This is a genomic window from Haladaptatus sp. CMSO5 (assembly GCF_036689885.1).
In the GTDB taxonomy this organism is placed as follows: domain Archaea; phylum Halobacteriota; class Halobacteria; order Halobacteriales; family Halococcaceae; genus QDMS2.
The window spans coordinates 877,487-901,764 of record NZ_JBAHVW010000001.1 but is presented as its reverse complement, the minus strand read 5'-3'; the positions used below and the strand labels follow the sequence as shown (position 1 = coordinate 901,764).

The following is a 24,278-nucleotide window of genomic DNA, read 5'->3' as shown; positions in this document are numbered from 1 at the left end:
AGCGTGCAATTTAAAGACAAATATTTAACAAGTGTCGGCGGGAACAGCAGGAGCGATGCCCTCCTTTGGAACCCGCGTTATGGCTGGCTTGGGACGTTCACAGGAACACCTGTTACTGGCGGTCGTCCCGCTCATCATGGCGCTGATGGAAGTCGAGAAGATTCAGCAAATCGTCGCGCATCACGGCATGCACGTCAGTTTCCGGCTCAGTTTCCCCTCGGGCGTCATCACACTCTGGACGTTCGTCGAAGGCCCCACTCAAGGACTTACCGTCGATTCGATAGCGCCGACGGTTGGCCCCATGGCCTTCGTGTTGCCTGCGTACATCGTGATACAAGCCGCCTTGACAGCCGGATACTTCGGTAGTCTCGCAGACGCGCTCGAAACAGGAGCGTACGACTTTTTCGCAAACGTCCGGCGGTACTTCGTCCAATTTCTCGTCTACACACTGCTTCCAATGGTTCTCATCGCGCCGCTCCTCGTATTCGATGGGCAACCGCTCAGTTCGTCGCTCACACTCTTCTTTGTGCTCTTCATCCCCATCTTTTTCGCCCTCACCTACCTCTTCTACGCGACGCCCTACCTCGTCGTGCTCCGGGAGACGGACATCATTTCTGCCGCAAAAGGAGCGTACGGACTCGCGCTCGACGGCGGCGCATTCTGGCGGTACACGCTGGGGTTCGTCGCGTTGTCGCTCCTCGCCTCCGCGTTCGTTTCAGCGTTCGTCGTCAACCTCGGACTCGTCGGCATCATCTTCGGCGTCCTCATCCTCTCACCCGTGGGACTGGGGCTGAATTTCGCCACCATGCACCTCATCGCAGACATCGACCCAAACTCTCCCTCGTATGGCTCGTGGGACGCTGCTGACGCCGGAGCGCGTTCGAAATCGGCAGGCACGAATCCGAACTGAGCCGGAATCGCGCCTCGACTATTCAGCGACGGCGGACAGTCCGCCAAACTATCAGTTTGCATACTGTTTCATTCTCTTCCCTCGCGTAGTCAGTAGGGGTGATAGCATGGCACTTACAGAGCGACAGCCGTTTCCACTGGAGGCCGTAGATGAGTTACGAGGACTCGTCAGGGGAGGTGTTCTCCTGCCCGGGGAGACCGGGTACGACGATGCCCGCCGGATATGGAACGGGCTAATAGACTGCTATCCAGCGATTATTCTCAGAGCACACGGCGCAAACGACGTGATGCAGGGGGTTCGCTTCGCGCGCGAGTACGACCTCGAAATCGCCGTCAAAGGCGGCGGACACAACGTCTCGGGGAGTGCGGTGTGCGACGGGGGACTGGTACTCGACTGCGCTGAGATGCAGTCGGTCAGAATCGACCCCGTGGCGAAAACTGCACGCGTCGAACCCGGCGCGGTGCTCCACGACTTCGACGTCGAAGCGCAGGCCCACGGGCTGGTGACCCCGCTCGGGTTCATCTCGACTACGGGTGTCGCTGGACTCACGCTCGGGGGCGGTTTTGGCTACCTCTCGCGAAAGTGGGGGCTCACCGTAGACAATCTGCGGTCGGTTGACCTCGTGACGGCCACTGGCGAACTCGTCCACGCGAGCGAAACCGAGAACCCAGCTCTGTTCTGGGCGATTCGCGGGGGTGGGGGCAACTTCGGCGTCGTGACCTCGTTCGAGTTCAGCCTCCACAAACTCGCCGGGCCGGTGCTCTGTGGGCCGATAATGTACGACCTGAAAGACGCCCCTGCAGTGGTGCGCGACGTGGTGGCGTTCATGGCGGACGCCCCCGACGAGGTGTCGTGTCTGGTCGGCCTGCGAAACGCGCCACCGGCACCCTTCTTGCCGCTTGCGTGGCACGGCAAGCCGGTGTTGGCCGTCACGCCGATTTATGTGGGCGATCCCGATACGGGGGAAGCCGCACTCGCCCCGTTGCGGGCGATTGGCGACCCAATCGTCGACGCGGTTGCGCCGCGACCGTACACCGTGTTCCAGTCGCTGTTCGACGCCGCTGGCCTGCCGGGCGTGCGAAACTACTGGCAGTCACACTACTTCGAGGAACTCACAGAGGAAGCCATCGACAGCATCTGTGCGCACGCAGCGCGCATTTCGACTCCCGAGAGCACCATCGGGCTCCTCACGCTCGGCGGTGCCGTGGCGGACGTGCCCACCGATGCGACGCCGTATCCACACCGCGAGGCGACGTGGGTGGTGAACATCCAGTCGCGGTGGAACGACCCCGAAACGGACGAGGCGCAGATGGACTGGGCGCAGTCGCTCTCTCTTGCCCTCGAACCTCACGCGACCGGCGGCGTCTACGTCAACTTCATCAGCGAACGCGATGACGAAACGCAGGTGCGCGCCGCCTACGGCGCAGACACCTACGACCGACTGGTCGACGTGAAGACAACGTGGGACCCAGACAACGTGTTCCACCTGAATCAGAATATCCCGCCTCGAACGTGACGGCTACAGGCTGCCGAAGAACTCGGTGAAACTCAACACGAGCGTCATGAGGACGGCGGCGAGCAGGCTGATTCTGACGTGCCAGAGCCAGAGGACGGGAAGGCGCTCTTTCGTGCCGCGGCTGAGTTCGACGATGGCCTCGCGGCCGTACACCCAACCAACGTAGAGGGTGGCGAGGAACACGCCGAGTGGGAGGAGCACGGAGCTGGCGATGCTGTCGTAGGTGCCGAGCGTGCCCGTGTTGAGCGCCGTTGGGATGCCAATGAGGAAGCTCGCAAACCCGAGTCCCGCAGACAACACCCGTCGGTCTATGTCGTAGTTATCCACGAAGTAGGAGACGACGACTTCGAGCAAGCTGATGGCAGAAGAGATGGCCGCGATGAGCACGACGGCGTAGAACAGTGCGCCGAGCAGGTTGCCTGCAGGCAGCGATTCGAACGCGGTGGCGACGCTGATGAAAATCGCGCCGGGACCGGGGTCGCCGGGGTCGATGCCCTGCGCGAACAGAAGCGGGAACACGACGAGCCCGGCGAGGACGCCGATGAAGGTGTTCACCGTGACGATGGCGAGGCCGTCGGTGACGAGGCTCTCGTCGCCGTCGATGTATGACGAGTAGGTGATCATCGCACCCATCCCGAGCGAGAGGGTGAACAGCACTTCACCGACCGCCGCAGGAACGATAGACTGCCAGTTCGCCGCGAGGTGGCCAAAGTCGGGCTGGAGGAAGAATTCGTAGCCCGCACCCGCGCCGGGGAGGGTGGCCGCCCAAATTGCAAGCCCGACCATCATCAACACGACGGATGGAACCATGACGCGATTCCCGAGTTCGATGCCGCGTTCGACGCCGAGCGCGACGATGCCGATGACGATTGCAAGAAAGATTCCGGCGAAGGCGAGTGCGTCGTAGCCTGACGCCACAACACCGAAGTAGCCAGAGGGGTCTGCGAAGTACGCACCGGTCAGGCTTCCGAACAGATAGCGAATCACCCAGCCGCCGACGACCGAGTAGTACGATAAAATCCAGAAACCGGTGAACAGGGCGAGTGCGCCCGCGAGTTTCCACGCCTTGTGGCCGTCCAAGCCGTAGGCGTCGACCACGTTCTTGCGCGCCCGGCGACCGATAGAGAACTCGACTAGCATCGCCGGAAGGCCGATAGCGAGGATGGCGATGATGTCTACAAGGAGGAAGGCCGCGCCGCCGTTTGCGGCCGCCTCGTAGGGGAATCGCCAGATGTTCCCAAGCCCGACCGCGCTGCCGACGGCCGCGAGAATGAATCCGAGTCGTGACTTCCATTGCTCTCGTTCTGCCATTGCTGCCTGCTACTCGGCAAATATTGCTTATAGCAATTTTGGCCAAGGGATTGACAATCATGGTGAATGTCACACAGTAGCACAGAACACAGTCGATACCGACGATACGACGGGCGAAGTTGGTATTAGTTCACACGATTTTCGCAGTTCGACCGCGAAGAACTACCAGCACGCATAGTGTTAGCGAGGCCACAAGACTGTTACCCGGCTATTCTGAATTCATTTTCGAGGAACCCTCCAATGTCGAATCACAGCCGTCGCGACGTACTCAAAGCCGCGGGAATCGCAACCGGAATCGGGCTTTCTGGATATGGACTTTCGACCGTTGAAAATGGAACCGTCAGAGCCGCGGAAGCCGGCACATCCGGAACTTGGCCGATGGCTCGAAACAACGCACAGGGAACGAGATTCAACGACGATGCAGTCAGCCCGGTCACGGAGTTAGAAACCGTTTGGACGTGGAACGGCGATGAGCAGGGTCTCGAAGCGCCACCGATTGTTGACGACGACACGGTGTACGTCGTCGAAGTCATCGATGATATGGACAGCGGCGTGACGCAGTTGCGCGCGCTCGATGCCGACGACGGTACGGAACGGTGGAGCTACGAATCGACGTTCAGCCGCGGCCCGCCAGCCGTCGCGGGCGACCTCGTGTATCATCAAACCGACACGCTCGCCGCGCTCGATAAAGCCGATGGGAGCGTCAGGTGGGAAGCGCCAGTCTACCTCGGCAACGACCCGATTCTCGACGGCGAAACGCTGTACGTAGATGGGTACGACACTGAGATGGAGACGAACGTTTTGCGCGCCTACGACCGACGCAGTGGTGACGTGCAGTGGGAAATCGAAACCGAATACCAACCCAACACAACGCTGGTCGTTTCGAATGACACCCTCTACGTCCCGTGGGAGGACGGCCTGCGTGTGCACGATGCGGCGACCGGAGACGAACAGACCCTCATCGACCAGTACGGTGCTGTCGATACAGCCGCAGTGTATGAGGGAAGCCTATTTCTCAACTCGGACGACGGACTCGTCGCCCTTGACGAAGCCAGCCGCGAAGAACGCTGGACGCTCCCGGGCGAATACTTCGAAGCCATCGGCGAAGGACTCGTTTTCGGAAACCGCGAGGCAGACATCACTGCCTACGATGCGGAAACCGGTGAGGAGGTATGGGCGTTCGAGGGGATTTCTCGCAATGAGGGCGGTGAACCGACGGTTGCGAACGGAGCCGTCTATCTCACCGGTTTGTATCCAAACGGTGGCCCCGACAATCTCCTGCTCTTAGTCCTCGAAGCGACCACCGGAACCGTCTACTCGAAAACGCCGGTCGGGAACCGAGAGGCGTTCGCCACCAGTGCAATCCCCGTCGATGACCGCGTCTACTTCGGTGAACACCACATCGGCTGGTCAGTTCGCGGTGGAAAAGACCTCTACGTGCTCGAAGGTCCCGCGGCGAAGAACATGCATGCTATCGAAATCGACAGCACGCCCGACCTCGATTCGACGGACTTCGACGAAGGCGATTCAGTCACGCTCGACGCCTCCGGGTCGGTCGACCCGAACGGCGAAATTGTGAAATTCGAGTGGGACACGACCGGCGACGGCGAGTTCAATAGAAGCGGGCCGAAAATCGAGATGGACCTCTCCTACTGTGGCTACCAAGACGTGACCGTCCGTACCACCGACAACGACGGCGATTCGTTCACGAAGACTATTCGTATCTCCACCAAGTAATCCATCGTCACTGATGATTTTTCTAGCGTGACGGGGACGAAGAAACAACAAAAACAACAATTCTGAATGAACAGTCATTCAATACTGGGGCTGGCCACGCGCCATCTGCAGCGCTGAAAGCAACTGAAGGCAAGCCGAGTTCACTCGCAACCGCCAACTGACGCAGAAAGGTGAGAACAGCCCGGTTAGTCTCGAAGGAGGTGGCTGTCGATGTACTCGTTCAACGCAGCCATCGTGGCATCTAACGCCTCTTCGTCCCCGGTGACGCGTTGGGTCATCGTGCCGATGAACATCGTCTGGAGGAGTGCGGCCGTCTCGTTCGCATCGACGTCTTGAAACACGCCTTGTTCGATACCGGAGCGAATGGTGTGGGCGATGTGTTTTCTGAAAAACTGGTCGCTTCGGGTGAAGTGCTCGCGGTAGGCGTCGTCGTGGGCGGCCTGCGCTCGCAGTTCGACCATCGCCCGCGAGAACGCCCCTTCTCCGTCCTCACCAGTTGGTGCGAACATGCGCTCGACAATCGCCTGGATGTGGTCGCCCGCCCCGCCGTTCTCGTGGACGGGAAGCTGTTCGTCGAGACTGTCGAGCATGAACGAGAGGAAGTCGAGCAACAGCTCGTCTTTGCTGTCGTAGTGGTGATAGAGCAGCGACTTGCTCTTCGAGAACTCGTCACCGATGCGCTGGATGGTGAGGTCTGCGTACCCGTGGGTACAGAGTGCGCGGTAGGTCGCGAGCATGATCGCCTCCCGGGTGTCCGCCGGGTCGATAGCGAACGGTGGCGTGTGGGTCATAGTTACTGAAATCGATGGTAGATAGTGATTCTTTCTTCGTGGCGTCAGTCGGCATCGCCATGGGCGAACGCACCTGACTGGCGCCAGAGTGAGAGACAGGTCTGACACCACTCGCGGTGGGCAGGCGGGTAGACCGAAAGCGGCTTTTCCGAAAAGTCGCCGGACATCGCACAGCGTGGGCCGCTATCGGCCGTGAGGTGGAGTCGGCCGCCACTCTTGCCGACCAGGACGGTCGTGGTCTCATCCACCGAGGGAGTTTGCCCCATTCAAAGAGAGTAGACACACCACCTAATAAAGCTGATTGAATGTTCAGTCAGAGGCGGCGTGACCAACACCGGATTGATAGGGTGGTATCGCGTCGGTGTGGACAATGACCGACTGTCTCAACACACCATCTCGAACAGTCACCACACAACCGGAGGGACGATGAGCGACCGGCCCGCCATCCGCCAGCTCGACGCGACCACTATCGAGCGAATCGCGGCGGGTGAGGTGGTCGAACGCCCCGCATCGGTGGTGAAAGAACTGGTCGAAAACAGCATCGACGCAGACGCCACGCGCATCACCGTCGCCGTCGAACGCGGCGGCAAAGACGGCATCAAAATCACCGACGACGGTGTGGGAATGAGCCGCGACGATGTGGAACTGGCGATTCAAAAACACACCACGAGCAAGATTCGGGACATTTCTGACCTCGAAGCTGGCATCGGCACGCTCGGCTTTCGCGGCGAGGCGCTCCACGTCATCGGCGCGGTCTCGCGGCTTTCCATCCGCACGAAACCGCGCGGTGGCGACACCGGCACGGAACTGCGCTACGAAGGCGGGAGCGTCGAGCACGTAAAGCCCGCCGGGTGTCCGGCCGGGACGACCATCGAAGTCGAAGACCTCTTTTTCAACACGCCCGCTCGAAAGAAGTATCTCAAGCAGGACGGGACGGAGTTCGCCCACGTGAACACCGTCGTCACCCAGTACGCCCTCGCCAACCCCGACATCGCGGTGACGCTCACCCACAACGACCGGGAGGTGTTTTCGACCACCGGGCAAGGGTCGCTCGAAGCCACGATTCTCTCGGTGTACGGCCGCGAGGTGGCGACGTCGATGATGGCAGTCGAACAGGTGCCACCCGGCCCACTCGCAGACCTCTCAGGCGTCGTAAGCCACCCCGAAACCACCCGGAGTAGTTCTGAGTACGTCTCGACCTACGTCAACGGCCGATACGTTACCTCGAAACCCGTCCGCGACGCGGTGGTCGAAGCCTACGGCTCGCAAATTGCCCCCGACCGCTACCCGTTCGCGGTACTGTTTCTCGACGTTCCTGCAGAGACTGTGGATGTGAACGTCCACCCACGAAAAATGGAGGTGCGGTTCGGTGACGACGCAGCCGTTCACGACCAAGTGAAACATGCCGTCTGCGGCGCGCTCATGCGCGAAGGGTTAGTCAGAACCGCTGCCCCACGCGGTCGATCTGCGCCCGAACAGACCGAAATCGTGCCCGAGACAGCGCGTGAGAAAACAGCCGACGAGGCTGGGACCGACGCAGCCGAGGACCCGAGCACGTCGATTTCGCATCCCGCAACCCGCAGACGCACCCGGCGGCAATCTGACTCGCGTCCTGAGCGACGGCGACGGTCGCGGCCTGCGGCGGCGTCACGACCGTCGGCCGAGCAGCCATCCGAAAGTGAGGAAGCCGCGAATCAGCCACAGGCCACGCCGGAAACAGCGCAGGAAAAAACACAACACAACGACCCGGAACCACGCCGAAAGTTCCGCGCCCAACCCGAACAGCAGACGTTGACTGGCGAGCCGACCAGCGAGGAAACCGGGTACGACCGGTTACCGTCGTTGCGGGTGCTTGGCCAGCTCTCTGACACCTACATCGTCGCGGAGACGCCGGGCGGGATGGTGCTCGTAGACCAGCACGCAGCCGACGAGCGCGTGAACTACGAACGTCTCAAACAGCAGTTTTTGGGCGACGTGCCCGCCCAAGAACTCGCTACGCCCGTCGCGCTCGAACTCACCGCTCGCGAGGCTGAGTTGTTCTCAGCGTACCGTGAAGCACTTGCAGAACTCGGGTTCGAGGCGACGCTCGAAGCAGAGCGCGTGGTCGAACTGACCACGGTTCCGGCGGTGGTGGCGGGGGCTGCAGACCCGGCGTTGCTCCGGGATGTGCTCTCGGAGTTCGTCTCCGCTGAGCGCCCCGCGGAGACGGTCGATGCCGTCCGCGACCATCTGCTCGGAGATTTGGCGTGCTATCCTTCGATTACCGGCAACACGTCGCTCACCGAAGGGTCAGTGGTTGACCTGCTAGCCGCGCTCGATGCATGTGAGAATCCCTACGCCTGCCCTCACGGCCGTCCGGTCATCATCGAGTTTTCGCGCGAGGAAATCGAATCGCGCTTCGAGCGCGACTACCCGGGGCACGCGGGTCGGCGCGCCGAGTGAACGGGCCAAACGACTAACCGAGTCGCTTGCCTCGGGTAGGACATGACGCACGTCGCAATCATCGGCGCGTACGGGAGCGCCGGGGTCGCCGTCGCCCAGTCGCTCGCAGACGATGCTGTGGACCTCACGCTCGTAGACGACGGCGAGCCGGGCGGCGGCCTCTGTATTCTCCGTGGCTGTATGCCCTCGAAGGAAGTGCTGTCTGCGGCTGCCCACCGCTTTCAGGCTCGCCATGACGACCGGCTTTCCGGCGTGCCCGAGGTGAACCTCGACCGAGTGGTCGAAACCAAAGACGAGCACATCTCGAACTTCGCCAAACACCGTCGAGAGGCCGTCCACCGGCTTGCGAAACGAGAGAACGTCGAGTTCATCCACGACACCGCAACCCTCCTCGGAGACCGCGTGGTCGAAGTCGGTGACAGAACCATCGAACCGGACTACCTTGTCATCGCAACCGGTTCGACCGTCAACGTGCCGGATATCGAGGGGATAGACGAAGTGGAGTTCTGGACGAGCGACGACGTACTCGATGCACCCTCGCTCCCCGACTCGGGAATCGTGATGGGCTTTGGCGTCATCGGCCTCGAACTCGCGCCGTATCTGAGCGAGTGTGGCGTCTCGGTTACGGTCATCGAACACGACGCCCGCCCGCTCGACGACGCGCCAGCCGAGTATGGCGACTGGATTCTCGACCTCTACCGCGACCAGTTCGACATCGAGATTCTGACGCACACCCACGAGCAGTCGGTCGAACAGACGGCCGAGGGCGTTCGGCTGACCGTCGAACGCGACGGTGAGGAGGAAATTATCGAGGCCGACGACCTGTTCGTGTTCACGGGACGGCGTCCGAACGTGGATGGTCTCGGGCTCGAAAACACCAGTCTCACGGTCGAACGCGGGTGGGTGCGCGAGACGATGCAAGCTGTTGAAGACGAGCGAACCTACGTCGTGGGTGACGCGAACGACAAAGAGCCGCTGTTGCACGTCGCCAAAGAACAGGGGTTCAAAGCCGCAGAAAACATCCTCGCAGACCGCGCGGGCGAGCCGGTCGAAGCGTACGAAAACTACCGCCACCTCGTCGTGTTCTCGGGACTCGGCGTGTATCCCTACGCTCGGGTGGGCCACACCGAAAAATCGGCGCGCGAGGCGGGCTTCGACCCCATCACCGTCACCCGCGAGGCATCGAGCGACGGCGTGTTCAAGACAAAAAATCACCCGGAAGGAACCGCCTCACTCGTTTGCGCGCGCGATGGCACCGTCCTCGGGTATCAGGGACTGCACTACCACGCGGATGTGATGGCGAAGACGATGCAAGTCGCCGTGGCGAACGAGATAGACGTACGCACGCTTCCCGACCGGGCGTACCACCCGACAACGCCGGAGATTCTCGATGGGCTGTTTCGCGCGGCAAAAGACGACCTATAGCGGCGTCAGACACCTCTTTGCGGTCAAACAGGTGGCCGGAAAACGGGATTTTCAACAGCCCCCGTTTACGCAAAGATTCAGCCGACTGCACCCGTATCGGACACGGATTCGACAGTATAACAGAGATTTATAGTCTTCGGACATGAAGGGTACCCTATGAGAATTCGTGCGTTAATCGTCGCCCTCGTCATGCTTTTCTCAATTGTCGCAGGGCCAGTCGCCGCACAAGAAACCGTGACACTCACCGTAAGCGTCGTGGATGACTCGGGCAACGCCGTCGGCGGGGCGGAACTCACCGCGTCGTGGGACGGGGGAGAGACCACACGAACCACCGCTGGGAACGGCAAAGCGTTCCTCGACGTTCCCGAAGACGAGACCGTCACCGTCACCGTGTCGCACCCCGATTTTATCCGTAATCGTCCGTTCGTCATCGAAGACGTGAGCGAACAGGAAGTCACCATCAACGTGGCGAAAAAAGGGTCTGCTGACATCAGCGTCATAGACGAAAACGGCCCCGTAGAGGGCGCGCGCGTCATCCTGTCGCAAAACGGCCGTGAGGTCGTCCGTGCGAACACCGACAGCGACGGGCTGGTCGACACGGACACCATCGAACGCGGCGAGTACCGCATCAGCGTGTTCAAAGCGGGCTACTACACCGGCGGTGGGCCGCTTTCGGTGACCGGCGACATCAACCGCGAGTACGAACTCGAACGCGGTTCGGTGACCGTCCAGTTCGTCGTGGCAGACGACCACTTCGACCCGGCGCGCCCCATCGAGGATGCGCGCGTGACGGTCGGCGGCTCGACGGTCACGACGCTTGGAAACGGCGAGGCCACTCTCCAGATTCCCGTGAACACGGCCATCAGCGCAACCGTGACCAAGGACGGCTACACAGAGCGCACGGTCGATGTGACCATCCCCGAGCGCTCGCGGACGTACGACGTGAACATCAACCGCGAACCGTCGCTCCACGTCGAAGCCGCACAGAGCCGCATCGTCGTCGGTGAAAACGTGCGCCTTGAAGTCACCGACGAGTACGGCGACCTCGTCTCAGGGGCCACCATCACCCTCGATGGCGAAGCCGTCGGAGAGACGAACGACCAAGGCGTGCTCGTGACGGCCATCGAAAGTGCGGGCGACCACGAACTGGTGGCGACGACCGACGGCCTCGAATCGGAGCCAATCACCGTCGAAGGTATCGAAGCCAGTGAGCAGACGACGACGACGGCGCAGACGACGACCGAACAGATGACGACCGAGACCACAGAACAGACGACCACGAACGTCGGCCTACCGGGATTCACGGTGCTCACGGCCGTGCTCTCGGTGCTCGTGGTGTCGTTCCTGCTCCGCCGGCGCGTCTGACCTGTCTCAGAAGCTAGCTTTAGGACGTCCCGGCTCGTCTTTCTCCCATGGACCTGAGCCTACTGGTCGTGGGGGCGTTTTTCGCCATTCTCGCCGTCCACCAGTGGCTTCGCTGGCGGTGGCGGGCAGCGTGGTTCGACCGCATCTGGCTCGAAGCGGACGACGAAGAGACGAGACGCCAGTAGCGTGAAAACCGCTATCGTGCTTGCGGCCTGACCTGTCGTATGGCAGGTGACGGCGTCCGTGAGACGCTCCGTGAGGTTGCAGGACTCGAACGCGACGTGCTCGTGTTGTCGGTTGCGATGCTCGCGTTCAGCCTTTCATACCAGATGACCGACCGCTACATCGCCGCCTACTTGCAGGCGCTCGGCGCGGGTGCGGGCGTCATCGGCGTGTTCGGGAGTTTCAAGCAGTTCATTGAGGCCGTCTATCCCTACCCCGGCGGGGCGATTTCCGACCGCATCGGGACGCGCCGCGCGCTCACGCTGTTCGGCGTGCTCTCAGTTGGTGGCTTCGTACTCTGGTTTTTCGCACCCGGCCTCGGCGGCCCGCTTCCGGCATGGGCGTGGCTGTTCGTCGGCCTCGTGCTCGTCCAAGCGTGGAACTCACTCGGCCTCGGCGCGACGTTCGCGCTCGTCAAACAGAGCGTCGATGCGGCCCACCTCGCTCGCGGTTTTGCGGCCACCGAAGTGGTGCGCCGCGTCGGCTTCCTGCTTGGCCCGCTCATTGCAACGGCCATTTTCGCGGCCACGGTCGGTCTCCTCGACGGCTTTCAGGCGGTGTTGGTCGTCGCCATCGGCTTCGCCGTCCTTGCGACGGTTGCCCAGCGTGTCCTCTACGACCCGACTGGCGACACGATTGGCAAGGCGTGGGGCGGGCTTGCCTCGGTCCGTGAAGACCTCGCGGCGCTCCCGAAACCACTCCGGCCGCTGCTCGTCGGGGATACGCTCGTCCGGTTCGCAAACGGCATGGTCCACGTGTTTTTCGTCCTCGTCGTCGTCGACCAGTTGCAGGTGAGCGTGAGGCTCCCCGTCATCGGATTCTTGCGCCCGGAAGCCTTCTTCGGCGTCCTGCTCGCCGTCGAGATGGCGGTTGCCCTGCTCGTGATGCTCCCGAGCGCGTGGGTGGCAGACCGTCGCGGGCTGAAACCGGTCGTCGCCACCGGGTTTTCGGTGTACGCGCTCACCCCGATACTCCTGATTTCGGTGCCCGCAGACGCCGCGCTCGTCGCGCTTGTGTTCGCCTTTTCGGGGCTGCGCTTTGCCGGACTGCCCGCGCACAAGGCGCTCATCGTTGGTCCCGCGAAAGCGGGCGCAGGCGGGCGAGTGACCGGCGCCTACTACTTACTCAGAAATGCTCTCACCGTGCCCGGTGCGGCGGTTGGCGGGCTCCTCTACAGCCAGTCGCCAACGCTCGCGTTCACGAGTGCGACCGTGGTTGGCCTCCTCGGAACGGGCTACTTCCTCGTCTTTGGCGTGGAGCCGACAGCATAATGTCGTGGCACCCGAAGCGACGGTATGCTCGAAATCGGTGACGACGCTCCAGACTTCACGCTCAAAAACCAGGACGGCGACGACGTTTCGCTCGCAGACTACGCTGGCAAGCACGTCGTCGTCTACTTCTACCCGCGGGCGGACACCCCGGGCTGTACCACCGAAGCGTGTGGGTTCCGCGATGCGTGGGACGCCTACGAGGAACACGACGTGGCGGTGCTCGCCATCAGCGACGACCCGGTCGCTGACCTGAAGAAGTTCGAAGAGAAGTACGACCTCCCCATCGAACTGCTGAGCGACGAGGACGGTTCGGTGGCGACGGCCTACGACTCCTACGGCGAGAAGAACATGTTCGGCAAGACGTTCGATGGGGTGTTTCGCAACACGTACATCGTCGGGCCGGAGGGAACCATCGTCGAGGCGTACGAAAAGGTGTCGCCGGAGGGACACGCAGACGAACTCCTCGCCGCGCTCACCTAGGCGTTTACGAGGGTCGCGTTTTCTCGGTAGCGGTCGAACTGCGCGCGCCCCCACGCGATAGCCTCGGGGTCGTCGTTCGTGAGGAATGCTCGCATGTGATTTTGTTCGTCGTAGAGACTCACGGTGAGGAACTCACGCGGCGCTTCGACGACCATGAGTTCGAACGGGAGTGGGTCGGTGGTCGCAAAAAAGCGGAACTCTTCGACGGCGAACACGTCCGTGAGCAACGCATCGTATTCGCTGAGCATGTACTCAACGACCTCGTCGGTAGTGAGGAGGTCTGCGGTGAGGTTCCCCGCGAGCAGTTCGTCAGAAAAGAGGTCGATGTAGCGCGATCGCGAGATGGGTGAAAATCCGAGGAGGTGGTCTGCGTCGTGGACAGTGCGTTCGAAAGCCGCGACGGGGCGGTCTGGGTCGTGTTCGGTGGCATGGACAACGGTTGCACCCGTGAGAACGTGCGTCGGAATGTCGACGTCGCGCGAGAGGGCAGAAAGCGACGGCTGGAGGTCACAGAGCCTTTCGAGGTCGTCGTAAAACGAAAAATAGGACTCAGCGACGGCCCGCCCAAACGTCGTCAACACGTACGACCCACCCACCTGTTTGATGAGACTGAGCGCCTCAAGCTCGCGCGTCCCCCGGTAGATGGTCGAGCGAGAGGCACCGAGTGCATCCACGAGGTCGCGCGTATCGTGTGGGTCGTCTTTGAGGCAGGTAACAATCCCACGCCGCTTCTCGATGGCAGTTATCGCTTCACGTGGAGTTGGCTGGCCCATTCCAAGTCAGTCAACTCTCGTCAGATGAATAAAGCGTTCGGATACCTGTTACTCGACTTCCAGCCGGGCGATTTCGGCTTGGCCACAATAGGGACACTCACTGAACGCAGACTCCACGGTTGTTCCACACTCTCGGCACTCGTAGACGACCGGATCGTCGTTGACGGTAAACACGGTTTTTACTCGATTAAACACTGATAATCTCCCCTGACCGTTATTCAGCTATTACAGGCATACCACTATAATTATGAGGTCACTATACAGGAAAATCAGGCGAAATGAACAGTCGCAATATTTATCTATAATCAACGGAGAGCGCATCGTCTGACGACGTTTTTGTTCGAGAGTAGGAAGGAGGCGACCGGCCAGCGACGCGGAATGCCTCGATGCGGATGACGAGTCGGCCCTCCGGGAGAGTCGCACGCAACACTGGTCCCGTACTGGTCACGATAACGTAGGGTGGTGCAGCGACAGGGGGAGCTTGCAGGCGCTCACCACCGGCTTCGACGGCTCCGGCGAGCAATGTGGGATACTGGTCGAGGAGGCCGCGCTTTCCCAAGAGCGCGCGAAACGGTTTCACCACCTGCGCGCGGTCGGTCACCGTCTCGCCGTCCCACGCCGCACGCACGGCGTCCGCACACCGGAGCGTCTCCGCGATGGTGTCGCCGTGGGTGTCGAGCAGGAAGCGTCGAACCGCTGCCGTATCCATCGTCAGTCCTCTACGGTGTTCAGGACGTACGTAGAGAAGCCGACTTCCGTGATGTCTTCTGCGTCTAACGCTTCGAGCCAGCCTTTTTCCACGTGCCACGTCCCGCGGAGGTCGCCGTCGGTGTCCGTGACGCGCGCCTCGATACGGCGTGGACGCTCGCTGTGTTCGCGGTAGACGGTGATGACCTGCCCGACGCTCTGTTGGGGGACGCCGGTTCCTGGGGCGACCGTCTCGTATTCGAGAGTGAGGGTGTCTGTGGTGACTGTGGCGTCGGTGACGTACACGCCAAAGCTCATCAGGTGGGTTTCGAGGGCGTCTGCGAGGGCCTCGCTCATGGCCGGATGGAGGGCGGGCAGACACATAATTTCCCTACTCTTCTGCGAGTTCTTCGATGAGGGTTTCTAAGGTGTAGCTCTCAAGGGCGCGCTTGCTGTCGCGGAGCGTCGAGATGACGAACGTCGAGTTCGTGCGCTCGACTTCTGCTAAGGATTCGAAGTCCGTGATGAGCCGTTCGACCTTATCCGAATCAGAGAGCTGGGCGATGACGATGAAGTCCGTCTCACCCATCGTGAAGTACGCCTTCGTCACGCCCTCGATGGCGAGAATTTTCTCTTCTACGTCCTGATGGGGGCCGTGGTAGTCGGTGAGCACTTCCGCGAGCACGGTGACGCCGAGGCCGAGTGCCTCCAAATCGAGGTCGTAGAGGTCGTTCGTGATGACCCCGTTTTCCTTTAACTTGTTCAGTCGGTAGTGAATCGTCGAGACAGGGATGTCCGTCTCCGCGTGTAATTTCTCTGGACTCCCGGTTTCTAAGTCTGCGATTGCCTTCAAGAGCGTAATATCGCGCTCATCCATTGCGCTCACCGAGGTGAGCGAGCGGGTTGAATCTACCCCATCCCAACCGACCGTCCTCACACCCAAATTGTCAGGATTAATCACCCGTGAAAAACAACTTTTCCAAATTCTATCAAAGTTTTCTCTAACTCAACCCCCATTGTTTGTAGAAGAGTTTAAGAACGTCGGGCTTTTTGATTGAGTTAACATGAACAAACGCATCCTCGCAATGTTCGCTCTCTTGGCGACGTTCTGGGGCACCTCCTTCGTCGCCATCGAAGTGGGGCTCCACGCGTTTCCACCACTGCTGTTCGCCGCCCTGCGCTATGACGTCGCTGGGCTGATTATCCTCGGTTACGCACTCTGGACCACAGACCGGTGGCTCCCGCGGGCGAAAACCGAGTGGCTGCTCGTCGTCATCACGGGCGCGTTCATCATCGCTGCCTACCACGGCCTGCTCTACCTCGGTGAACAACACGTCCCCGGCGCGATTGCCGCAGCCATCATCAGCCTCTCACCTATCCTGACCGCCGTCTTCGCAAGCGCGCTGCTCCCGAACGAGCGCCTGCGCCCGCTTGGGGTGGCTGGCCTGCTCGCCGGACTCGTCGGCGTCGTCATCATCGCAAATCCGAACCCGAACAACCTGCTGTCTTCGAGCATGCTCGGCATCGTCCTCATCTTCCTCGGTGGGGCGAGTTTTGCCCTCGGTTCGGTGCTTACCCGCCCGTTCAAAACGTCGCTCCCGCTCGCCACTCTTGAGGGGTGGGCGATGCTCGTTGGCTCTGGCATCCTCCACGTCGTCAGCTTCGCGCGCGGAGAGTCGTTCGCCGCCATCGAGTGGACGCTTCCCGCCGTCACGTCGCTCGCGTACTTGACGCTCATCTCAGGGGTCGTCGCGTTCTTGCTCTACTTCGAACTGCTCGACATCCTCGGGCCAATCGAAATCAACCTGATTGGCTACGCAGAACCCGTCGTCGCCACGGTGATGAGCTTCGTCCTCCTCGGCCACGTCATCGGGACGACGACCCTCACGGGCTTCGTCGCTATCTTCATCGGCTTCGCGCTCATCAAACGCGACGCCCTGCACGCGGTGCTCACGGTTGCATCGACGCGGGCGAGACAGACGGCCCAGCGGTTCTAAGCCGTAAAAATTAGTGTGAAACTACTCGAGTGACGCTTCTTCTTCGCCGTGTTCTGAATAGGCGGCGTAGCGAAGCAGGTTCAGGCTCCACTCCTCGGGGAGGTCTTCGATGAGGTCGGTCACGTCCTGTGATTCGTAGTCTCCAGAGAGGATTTCTGCGACGAAATCGGCGGCTTTGCCGTAGGCGATGGATTTTCCGAGAGCTTCGCCCTCTTCTTCCGGCGTCCATTCGTCTGCGTGCTCGATGGTTTCGAGTTTGTGCGCCCCCGAGAGAATGCGCAAGCGGAGTCTGAGATTTTCGAGCGCCTTGCGGTCGGATGAATCTTGCATGGGTGTTGGCGAGTGGTAAGGCGTCCGGTGGTATAAAATCCGCTACCGTCGCGGGCAGTCGTAGGTGTCCCGCACCGTGTTCGCGAGCATCCCACCCTTGTCGAGACAGAGGTAGACCACGACGAACGGCTCGGCTTCTGGATTGAGGACGAACACCTCGTAGGGCGGCGACGTCTGCTGTTCTAAGCGTTCGACGAGCGGTTCAAGCGGCGTAATGCCGTCTCTGAACTCGGAGAATATGTCGCGTTCGCCCGCCTGTTTGGCGAAGGTGTAGACGACGCCGTTTGGCTCGTTGTCGGTGCTGTAGGTGACGGTCGAGTTCATCCCCTCGCCCATGGATTCACCCTCCTGCCACGTGTCCTGTGCGGCCTCGAAAATGTTGGTCGCGCCGTCTACGAACTCGAACAGCGTTTCTGTGAGTACGGACACGTCCGTCACCCGCGGTGTGCCGTCGTCCCACTCGACCGTCGCCTCTATGGTGTAGCCCGGTTCGAGGGTTTCGACGGTCGCGTCAGCGGTCACGTAGGTCGGGTCATAGGAGTCCACGTCGAGGAGGAGCAGTTCTCCCTCAGCGCGCGTACTTTCGAGGACGCGAAACGTGCCGTTCGTCGTCACCTGCATGTCCGGCGGTAGACCGGGGAGCCTCTTGAACCGCCCGTCTCGGGGATGGTTTACAAGTGCGCACGCTAAACCACCCCCATGCGCATCGTCTCGTTGCTCCCCGCGGCCACCGAATGCTGTTACGCCCTCGGCGTCGAACCCGTCGGCGTCAGCCACGAGTGTGACTTTCCGCCCGCCGCGCGCGAACAGCCGAGCGTCGTTCGCTCTCAGGTTGACCCCGATGCCGACAGCGAAACCATCGACGCACAGGTACAGACCGCCCTCGAAACCCACGGGAGCGTCTACGAACTCGACCGCGAGAAACTCCGAGAGCTCGATCCGGACTACATCCTCACGCAGGGCGTCTGTGACGTGTGCGCGGTGGATACCGAACTCGTCGCAGACACTATCCGTGACCTCGAACTGGACGCCGAACTCATCACGACGGACGTGCACTCGCTCGCGGATTTGTACGGCGACCTGCAAAAAGTGGGAGACGCAATCGGCAAAGCACAGACGGCAGCGCGAGTCGTTGCAGACCTCAAAGCCCGTGTCTCCGAGGTCGAACGGCGAGCCAGTGAGTGCGCGGAAACCCCCTCGGTCGCCGTTCTCGACTGGCTCTCACCGGTGATGGTCGCGGGCCACTGGATGCCAGAACTCATCGACCTCGCCGGCGGGACGTACCCACTTGCAGCCCCCCGCGACCAGTCCACACCCTGCGAATGGCAGGAGATTCGCGCCTGCGACCCGGACGTACTCGCCGCCGCACCATGTGGATTCGGCTTGGCACAGGCACGAGAGGATGCACAGCTTCTTGCGGAAAAGCCGGGGTGGAGCGACCTCACCGCCGTCGCCACAAATCGCGCTTACGCCATGGACGGCCACCACCTCGTGAACCGTCCCGGCCCGCGCCTCGTGGACACGCTCGAACACCTCGCGTGCGTGCTTCATCCCAAGGAGTTTGGGGAGCCAGACCGTGCTTTCGTCGCAAACCTTTCGCACCCGACGCCGACCCAATGATACAGTTCACCCCCGAGAGCTACGACGCGCTCGTAGACCACGCTGAGAGGGGCGTACCAGAAGAAATCTGTGGCCTCCTCGAAGGAACTCGGGAGGGTGGAACGGCGCAAGTAACAGCGATACACCCGATAGAAAACGTCGCCACCCACCGCGAGACCCGATACACGCTCGACCCGGAGACACAGCTCGCGGTGATGGAGGCAATCGAAGGAAAGGGGACTGACGTCGTTGGCTTCTATCACTCACATCCCGCAGGCCCAGCACAGCCGAGTGCGACCGACGAAGCGCAGGCGACGTGGGCGGGCTATTCGTACGTCATCGTCTCACTTTCCGGCCGTCCTTTCGTGGGGTCGTGGGAGTGGACTGGTGAAAAATTCGAGCAAGAACTCGTCTCAGTCGGCCGAGATTGAACAGGTTTCTGCGTACTCCACGTCGTGGATGGACTCGATGGCCGGGTCGTCGCCGCAGACGGGGCAGCCGGGATTTTTCTGGATGGTGACTTCCTCGAAGGTCATGTCCATCGCGTCGTAAAAGAGGAGTCGCCCGGAGAGCGTCTTGCCCTTGCCCATCAGGTGTTTGACCGTCTCGGTGGCTTGGATGCAGCCCACGGTTCCGGGAAGGACTCCGAGAACGCCGGTCGTCGCGCAGTCGGGAACCGTCCCGGCGGGTGGTGCTTCGGGGAAGATACACCGATAGCACGGCGCGTCGTCCTCACTGGAGAAGGTCGTCACCTGCCCTTCGAACCGGTAGATTGCGCCGTGGGAGAACGGTTTGCCCGCGAGCGTGCAGGCGTCGTTCACGAGATAGCGCGTCTGGAAGTTGTCGGAGCCATCGACGACGAAATCGTAGTCTGCGATGAGTTCTTCCACGTTTTCCGGCGAGACGCGAAGTTGGTGGGTTTCGACCGTCACGTCGGGATTCAGACGGGCGACGAACTCGGCTGCGCTTTCTGCTTTTGGTGTGCCTATGTCTGCATCGGCGTGGATGACCTGGCGCTGGAGGTTGCTCCGTTCGACCACGTCGTCGTCTGCGATGCCGAGCGTGCCGACGCCCGCGGCGGCGAGATACTGAATAATCGGTGCGCCAAGGCCGCCCGCGCCGATAACGAGGACGCGCGAGTCGAGCAGGCGCTGTTGACCCTCTGGCCCGACTTCGTCCATGATGATGTGTCTGGAGTAGCGGTCGAGTTGCGTGGCGTCGAGGTCCAATCCCATGGCTGTCGGTTGGCGTGGGTGACGAATAAACGCCCGGGTGGTACACGCTTATTTTCCGGTGGTGCAAACTGCCGACAATGATTCTCGTCCTCGAAAACGAGGTTGACCCGGCCTATCGCTACTTCGGGGAGGCGCTCGTCTCTCACCTTCCCGACGGTGTCGAAGTGTATGACTACCCCGCACGCGGCGGAACACCCCCGCTTGACGGCGTGGAGGCGGTCATCATAGGCGGCAGCACGGCCGGCGTGTACGAGGCCGACGACCACCCGTGGATGGACGACGAGAAGGCATTTGTCCGCGACCTCGTCGCAGAAAACGTCCCGACGCTCGGCATCTGCTTTGGTCACCAGATAATCAACGAAGCCCTCGGCGGGTGCGTCGAACACCACACCACGCACAAGGAGCTCGAACGGATAGCCCTCGCAGACGACCCGCTGTTCGAGGGCGTAAACGACGTGATTCCGGCGGTACACGGCGACTACGTCGTCGAACCCGGCGAGGGGATGGTGGGGCTTGCCACCGCAGACTACTACGAGTATTTCGGTACCCGCCACCGCGACGCGCCTGTGTGGACGGTGCAGTTCCACCCCGAGTTCACCGAGGAGTTGCGCGCACCCATCGAGCGAGACTTCGGCTGGGACGAGAACGACCGGTCGTTTGCAGACGTGAACGCGGTCAAAACGCTCGGCAATTTTCTCGCGCTGGCCACGAGCCATCAGGTACGAAACTGACGCGCGTCCACGGCATCGAGAAATCGGTCGAATGCGCCGCTTTCTGCGTGAACGTGGGCGTACATCCCGAGCGTCCGGTACTCCGTCAGGCCCTCGTTGCCGTCGATGCCGGTACCGCGTTCGACGTCGAAGGCAAATCGAGCGTCCACGGCGGGCGTGGCAGCCGAGTAGTGGAACTCGTGGCCGCGGAGCGTGTCCCCTCGATTCGCCGTCAGTGTGTCTCCGGTCGCCCGTAACTCGACGTGGTCAAGGGCCTGATAGCGCTCGTGCATGGTCACTGCTGCAGGGAGGATGCCCGCCATCTCGTGGGTGGTCCCGTCGGTGGTCGTGAGCGACTCGGTGAGTGCCATGAAGCCGCCACACTCACCGAAAATCGGAAGCCCTTCTGTGGCCTGCGCGGCGAGCGCAGCAAGCGTGTCACTTTCTGAGAGTGCATCGGCGTGGCGCTCCGGATAGCCCCCGGGCAGATAGACGCCATCACACGACGGCAGCGGGTCGCCGTCGGTGGGAGAGAACGTGACGACGGTCGCCCGCTGGCGGAGGCGTTCGGGCGTCGCCGGATAGATGAAACAGAACGACCGGTCGCGGGCGACTGCGACGGTTGGCGCGTCGGAAGGGGTGGAGGGCGCTGGCTCTTGGTCGTATGCCGTGCGTTCTGCTTCGTACCACGTCGGTTCGCGGGCAATCTCCGCCACCTGTTCGGCGCGAATACCGGCTGCGGCGGCCGAAAGTGCGTCTGCAGAAAGCGGCGCTTCCTCGCCCAGATACAGCCCGAGGTGGCGCTCAGGGATGGTGAGGTCGTCGCGTGGCGGGATGAAACCGAAAAACGCGAGGGAGTCGGGAAGCGCCTCGCGGATGCCCTCGACGTGGCGGCCGGGATGGGCACGGGTTGCGAGGATGCCGACCACGTCAATTGGTGTGCCCGCCTGTTCGGCGTACTCCTTGAACCCGAGAGCGGTGGCGGCGACGCTCTGCATCCCAGCGCTCGCGTCCACCACGAGCACGACGGGCAGGTCGAGGTCGGCTGCGACCCGCGCGGTCGAGGTGTCGCCGTCGTAGAGGCCCATCATGCCTTCGACGACGCAGATGTCGCCCGTCCCGCGTACGTAGTTTCGGCGCATTCCTGAACGACCTTGTAACCAAGAATCGAGCGTCAGCGAGGGGACGCCGATCGTGGCGTGGTGTGACGGGTCGATGTAGTCCGGCCCGGCTTTCGCCGGTTGGACGGCGTAGCCCGCCTGCGAAAGCGCCCGGCACACCGCGAGGGTCGCGACCGTCTTCCCGACGCTCGACGCCGTCCCGGCGAGAACGACCCCGCGCATCAGCGACCTCTCGGCTCGTTCGACCGTCGTCTCTGGTGGCAACCGACACAGCTGGAGCTCATCGTAAACAAATTTAATTTCATTAGATAAAGTTTTATTGTATTACGAACGACGGCGTACTCGTGAACGAACGCTTTGCGACAACCGTTGCCCTCGCGCTTCTCGTGACCGTGACGCTGGTTCCAGCCGGTGTGACGGGGCAAACCACGAGTTCGGGCGCGATGACCGCCGACGAATGTAGCTTCCCGGTGACAGTCACCGATGCAACCGGGACGGACGTGACGCTCTCTGCAGAACCGGAGCGCGTCGTCACGCTCAGCCCGAGTGCCGCCCAGACGATGTGGGAGATTGGCGAGCGCGAGAAAGTCGTTGGCCTCACCAAGTACGCGGCGAACCTCGACGGTGCAGAAACCCGCACGAACGTCTCGACCAGCGAGAGCATCGTCAACATCGAGACGGTCGTTGGCCTCGAACCCGACCTCGTGCTCGCCCCGAACGCGACCTCGAAGGACACGATTCGCGCCCTGCGCGCCGCCGACGTGACGGTGTACCACATCCACCGTGCAGAAACGCTCGCTGACATCGAACAGAAGGTGACGAACGTGGGTCGGTTCGTCGGAGCCTGTGACGGTGCCGCGGACACGGTGGCGACGATGCAACAGAACCTCTCGATTGTTGACGCGGCGACCGAAGGCGAAGACCGGCCAAAAGTGCTCTACAGTTTCTACGGCTACACCGCCGGGAAAGACACCTTCATCAACACGATAATCGAGCGCGCAGGCGGCAGAAACGTGGCTGCAGAAGCCGGAATCGAAGGCTATCAGGTGGTGAATCCGGAGTTCATCGTCGGCGCGAACCCCGACTGGATTATTCGGAACACGGACACGCCAGACGTCCCGAAAACCGACGCCTACAACCAGACGACCGCGGTGAAAGAAGGCAACGTCGTGGTGATTCAACTCGAATATCTGAATCGCCCGGCTCCACGCACCGTCAAAGCGGTGTCGACGCTTGCTGAAACGCTCCATCCAGACACCTACGCCGAAGCCAAGGCGAACGCGAGCGCCGAGTCGGCGGTGAACACGACCACGGCGGCCACTGAGCAATCGAACACAACGCAGGCCACAACGACGGCCACGGAAACGACCGAAACCTCCGGCCCCGGCTTTGGGTTCGTGAGCGTGTTCGCCGCGCTCGCAGTGCTCTCAGTTGGCGCACTGTTCCGTCGAGGGTGGAGATGAGCGACGCGCTCTTTCCGGACGAGCCGACCCAAACCCCGCGCGTCGTCTCGACGTCGCCCTCTGGAACCGAGATTTGCTACGCGCTCGGAATCGAGCCGGTCGCCGTCTCCCACGCCTGCGATTTTCCCAAGCGAGTCGCATCCGTGCCGGTCATCGACCGTTCGCGGGTGACGGGCGAATCGAGCGCCGACCGGCACGACTCGGTCGTCGCGGCACGGCGCGACGGCGGCGTGTACGAGCTAGACGAGCAACTGCTCGAAGCCTGTGCGCCAGACCTCATCCTCAGTCAGTCGGTATGCGGTGTCTGTGCCGTCGACGAAACGGTCGTCCGCGACACGCTCGGTGAGTCTGCAGCCACCGTCCTCGGCCTCAGCGCGAGCACCCTCTCCGACGTGTTCGAGTGTGTGGCACAGGTCGGCAGAGAGACGGGAACCGAAGCGAGAGCAATCGAGGTCGTCGGCCAGTGCCAGCGGCGGCTTGCAGAGATTGCAGCGTCAGCGCCCGATAACCGACCGCGGGTCGTCGTCATCGAGTGGATGGAACCGCTCCACGTCGCGGCGAACTGGGTGCCAGAAATCGTCACGGCTGCTGGCGGTGAATATGGACTCGCAGCCCCCGGCGACCGAAGCGTCACCGTAGACTGGGCGGAGATACGCGAGTACGACCCGGACGTGCTCATCGTCGCACCCTGTAGCTTCGAGCCAGCCGAAACCCGCTCACGGTTGGGTGAACTGACGAACCGACCCGGCTGGGAGTCGCTCTCTGCCGTCCAGAAAGACCGAGTTCACGTCATGGACGGCACGGTACTCAACCGCTGGACGCCGCGGCTCGTTTCGCTCACCGAGGAGCTTCAAGCACGCCTGCATCCACCGTCGAACTGACCGAGTGGCCGC

Annotated in this window: 26 protein-coding genes; 15 read left to right on the top strand and 11 right to left on the bottom strand. The window is 61.9% G+C overall.

Translation table 11 applies throughout. The features are described from left to right. Nucleotides 1-55 precede the first annotated feature (55 nt). Together V5N12_RS04880 and V5N12_RS04875 are read left to right on the top strand one after the other, a co-directional pair. Complete coding sequence (locus V5N12_RS04880) at nt 56-910, top strand: hypothetical protein (RefSeq protein WP_332898027.1); 855 nt, start codon at nt 56-58, stop codon at nt 908-910. A gap of 106 nt (nt 911-1,016) precedes the next feature. Continuing rightward, on the top strand, nt 1,017-2,426 hold the full coding sequence (locus V5N12_RS04875) for an FAD-binding oxidoreductase (RefSeq protein ID WP_332898026.1): 1,410 nt from the start codon (nt 1,017-1,019) through the stop codon (nt 2,424-2,426). A gap of 3 nt (nt 2,427-2,429) precedes the next feature. Here the strand turns inward: V5N12_RS04875 and V5N12_RS04870 are convergent, their stop codons facing one another. Then, nucleotides 2,430-3,737, bottom strand: coding sequence for a sodium-dependent transporter (locus V5N12_RS04870; RefSeq protein ID WP_332898025.1), 1,308 nt, complete (start codon nt 3,735-3,737; stop codon nt 2,430-2,432). A 240-nt stretch (nt 3,738-3,977) separates the two neighbouring features. Here V5N12_RS04870 and V5N12_RS04865 point away from each other — a divergent pair, with 240 nt between their 5' ends. Continuing rightward, entirely contained in the window at nt 3,978-5,474 is a 1,497-nt protein-coding gene (locus V5N12_RS04865) for an outer membrane protein assembly factor BamB family protein (RefSeq protein WP_332898024.1), read from the top strand. Between the two features lie 185 nt (nt 5,475-5,659). Here V5N12_RS04865 and V5N12_RS04860 read toward each other — a convergent pair whose 3' ends face one another. After that, entirely contained in the window at nt 5,660-6,265 is a 606-nt protein-coding gene (locus V5N12_RS04860) for a TetR/AcrR family transcriptional regulator (protein WP_332898023.1), read from the bottom strand. Between the two features lie 44 nt (nt 6,266-6,309). Next, nucleotides 6,310-6,531: a hypothetical protein gene (locus V5N12_RS04855; RefSeq protein WP_332898022.1), complete on the bottom strand. Its 222-nt coding sequence runs from the start codon at nt 6,529-6,531 to the stop codon at nt 6,310-6,312. Nucleotides 6,532-6,691: 160 nt separating this feature from the next. Between V5N12_RS04855 and mutL the strand changes: the two genes are divergently transcribed. The 6 genes from mutL (at nt 6,692) to bcp (ending at nt 13,470) form a co-directional block, all read left to right on the top strand. Then, nucleotides 6,692-8,707 (top strand): DNA mismatch repair endonuclease MutL, encoded by a 2,016-nt coding sequence (gene mutL, locus V5N12_RS04850; protein ID WP_332898021.1) that lies wholly within the window; start codon nt 6,692-6,694, stop codon nt 8,705-8,707. A gap of 42 nt (nt 8,708-8,749) precedes the next feature. Next, the gene (locus V5N12_RS04845) at nt 8,750-10,132 is read left to right on the top strand and encodes a dihydrolipoyl dehydrogenase family protein (protein WP_332898020.1); all 1,383 of its coding nucleotides are present in this window, start codon (nt 8,750-8,752) and stop codon (nt 10,130-10,132) included. Between the two features lie 156 nt (nt 10,133-10,288). After that, nucleotides 10,289-11,497 carry a hypothetical protein gene (locus V5N12_RS04840; RefSeq protein ID WP_332898019.1) on the top strand — a complete coding sequence of 403 codons (1,209 nt, stop codon included), beginning with the start codon at nt 10,289-10,291 and terminating at the stop codon, nt 11,495-11,497. A 47-nt stretch (nt 11,498-11,544) separates the two neighbouring features. After that, nucleotides 11,545-11,682, top strand: a complete 138-nt coding sequence (locus V5N12_RS04835; protein ID WP_332898018.1) for a hypothetical protein — start codon at nt 11,545-11,547, stop codon at nt 11,680-11,682. A 39-nt stretch (nt 11,683-11,721) separates the two neighbouring features. Continuing rightward, a complete protein-coding gene (locus V5N12_RS04830; RefSeq protein ID WP_332898017.1) occupies nt 11,722-12,990 on the top strand; it encodes an MFS transporter in 1,269 nt (422 codons plus the stop codon). 24 nt (nt 12,991-13,014) lie between these two features. Then, nucleotides 13,015-13,470 (top strand): thioredoxin-dependent thiol peroxidase, encoded by a 456-nt coding sequence (bcp, locus tag V5N12_RS04825; RefSeq protein WP_332898016.1) that lies wholly within the window; start codon nt 13,015-13,017, stop codon nt 13,468-13,470. Here the strand turns inward: bcp and V5N12_RS04820 are convergent. The 4 genes from V5N12_RS04820 to V5N12_RS04805 form a co-directional block, all read right to left on the bottom strand. Continuing rightward, the gene (locus tag V5N12_RS04820) at nt 13,467-14,243 is read right to left on the bottom strand and encodes a helix-turn-helix transcriptional regulator (RefSeq protein ID WP_332898015.1); all 777 of its coding nucleotides are present in this window, start codon (nt 14,241-14,243) and stop codon (nt 13,467-13,469) included. The genes bcp and V5N12_RS04820 overlap by 4 nt on opposite strands. Nucleotides 14,244-14,538: 295 nt before the next feature. Next, on the bottom strand, nt 14,539-14,952 hold the full coding sequence (locus V5N12_RS04815; RefSeq protein ID WP_332898014.1) for a hypothetical protein: 414 nt from the start codon (nt 14,950-14,952) through the stop codon (nt 14,539-14,541). A 2-nt stretch (nt 14,953-14,954) separates the two neighbouring features. After that, nucleotides 14,955-15,287, bottom strand: a complete 333-nt coding sequence (locus V5N12_RS04810) for a hypothetical protein (protein ID WP_332898013.1) — start codon at nt 15,285-15,287, stop codon at nt 14,955-14,957. A gap of 34 nt (nt 15,288-15,321) precedes the next feature. Further along, nucleotides 15,322-15,807, bottom strand: a complete 486-nt coding sequence (locus V5N12_RS04805) for an Lrp/AsnC family transcriptional regulator (RefSeq protein ID WP_332898012.1) — start codon at nt 15,805-15,807, stop codon at nt 15,322-15,324. A 187-nt stretch (nt 15,808-15,994) separates the two neighbouring features. On the opposite strand from V5N12_RS04805, the gene V5N12_RS04800 reads away from it, so the two are divergent. Further along, entirely contained in the window at nt 15,995-16,927 is a 933-nt protein-coding gene (locus tag V5N12_RS04800; protein WP_332898011.1) for a DMT family transporter, read from the top strand. Nucleotides 16,928-16,948: 21 nt separating this feature from the next. On the opposite strand, the gene V5N12_RS04795 is transcribed toward V5N12_RS04800, so the two are convergent. Further along, the gene (locus V5N12_RS04795) at nt 16,949-17,257 is read right to left on the bottom strand and encodes a hypothetical protein (RefSeq protein ID WP_332898010.1); all 309 of its coding nucleotides are present in this window, start codon (nt 17,255-17,257) and stop codon (nt 16,949-16,951) included. Between the two features lie 42 nt (nt 17,258-17,299). Further along, entirely contained in the window at nt 17,300-17,878 is a 579-nt protein-coding gene (locus tag V5N12_RS04790; protein WP_332898009.1) for a DUF6663 family protein, read from the bottom strand. A 78-nt stretch (nt 17,879-17,956) separates the two neighbouring features. On the opposite strand from V5N12_RS04790, the gene V5N12_RS04785 reads away from it, so the two are divergent. After that, nucleotides 17,957-18,877: an ABC transporter substrate-binding protein gene (locus V5N12_RS04785; protein WP_332898008.1), complete on the top strand. Its 921-nt coding sequence runs from the start codon at nt 17,957-17,959 to the stop codon at nt 18,875-18,877. Continuing rightward, nucleotides 18,874-19,287 (top strand): desampylase, encoded by a 414-nt coding sequence (locus V5N12_RS04780; protein ID WP_332898007.1) that lies wholly within the window; start codon nt 18,874-18,876, stop codon nt 19,285-19,287. The genes V5N12_RS04785 and V5N12_RS04780 overlap by 4 nt, the downstream gene beginning before the upstream one ends. On the opposite strand, the gene ubaA is transcribed toward V5N12_RS04780, so the two are convergent. Next, the gene (ubaA, locus tag V5N12_RS04775) at nt 19,270-20,091 is read right to left on the bottom strand and encodes an SAMP-activating enzyme E1 (protein WP_332898006.1); all 822 of its coding nucleotides are present in this window, start codon (nt 20,089-20,091) and stop codon (nt 19,270-19,272) included. The two genes, V5N12_RS04780 and ubaA, sit on opposite strands and share 18 nt — an antisense overlap. Nucleotides 20,092-20,168: 77 nt before the next feature. Here ubaA and V5N12_RS04770 point away from each other — a divergent pair, with 77 nt between their 5' ends. Continuing rightward, a complete protein-coding gene (locus V5N12_RS04770; protein WP_332898005.1) occupies nt 20,169-20,822 on the top strand; it encodes a type 1 glutamine amidotransferase in 654 nt (217 codons plus the stop codon). Here the strand turns inward: V5N12_RS04770 and V5N12_RS04765 are convergent. Then, nucleotides 20,807-22,144: a cobyrinic acid a,c-diamide synthase gene (locus tag V5N12_RS04765; RefSeq protein WP_332898004.1), complete on the bottom strand. Its 1,338-nt coding sequence runs from the start codon at nt 22,142-22,144 to the stop codon at nt 20,807-20,809. The two genes, V5N12_RS04770 and V5N12_RS04765, sit on opposite strands and share 16 nt — an antisense overlap. 122 nt (nt 22,145-22,266) lie before the next feature. Between V5N12_RS04765 and V5N12_RS04760 the strand changes: the two genes are divergently transcribed. Together V5N12_RS04760 and V5N12_RS04755 are read left to right on the top strand one after the other, a co-directional pair. Beyond that, nucleotides 22,267-23,385 carry a PGF-CTERM-anchored ABC transporter substrate-binding protein gene (locus tag V5N12_RS04760; protein WP_332898003.1) on the top strand — a complete coding sequence of 373 codons (1,119 nt, stop codon included), beginning with the start codon at nt 22,267-22,269 and terminating at the stop codon, nt 23,383-23,385. After that, entirely contained in the window at nt 23,382-24,266 is an 885-nt protein-coding gene (locus tag V5N12_RS04755; protein WP_332898002.1) for an ABC transporter substrate-binding protein, read from the top strand. Before V5N12_RS04760 ends, V5N12_RS04755 begins: the two co-directional genes overlap by 4 nt. Nucleotides 24,267-24,278 lie beyond the last annotated feature (12 nt).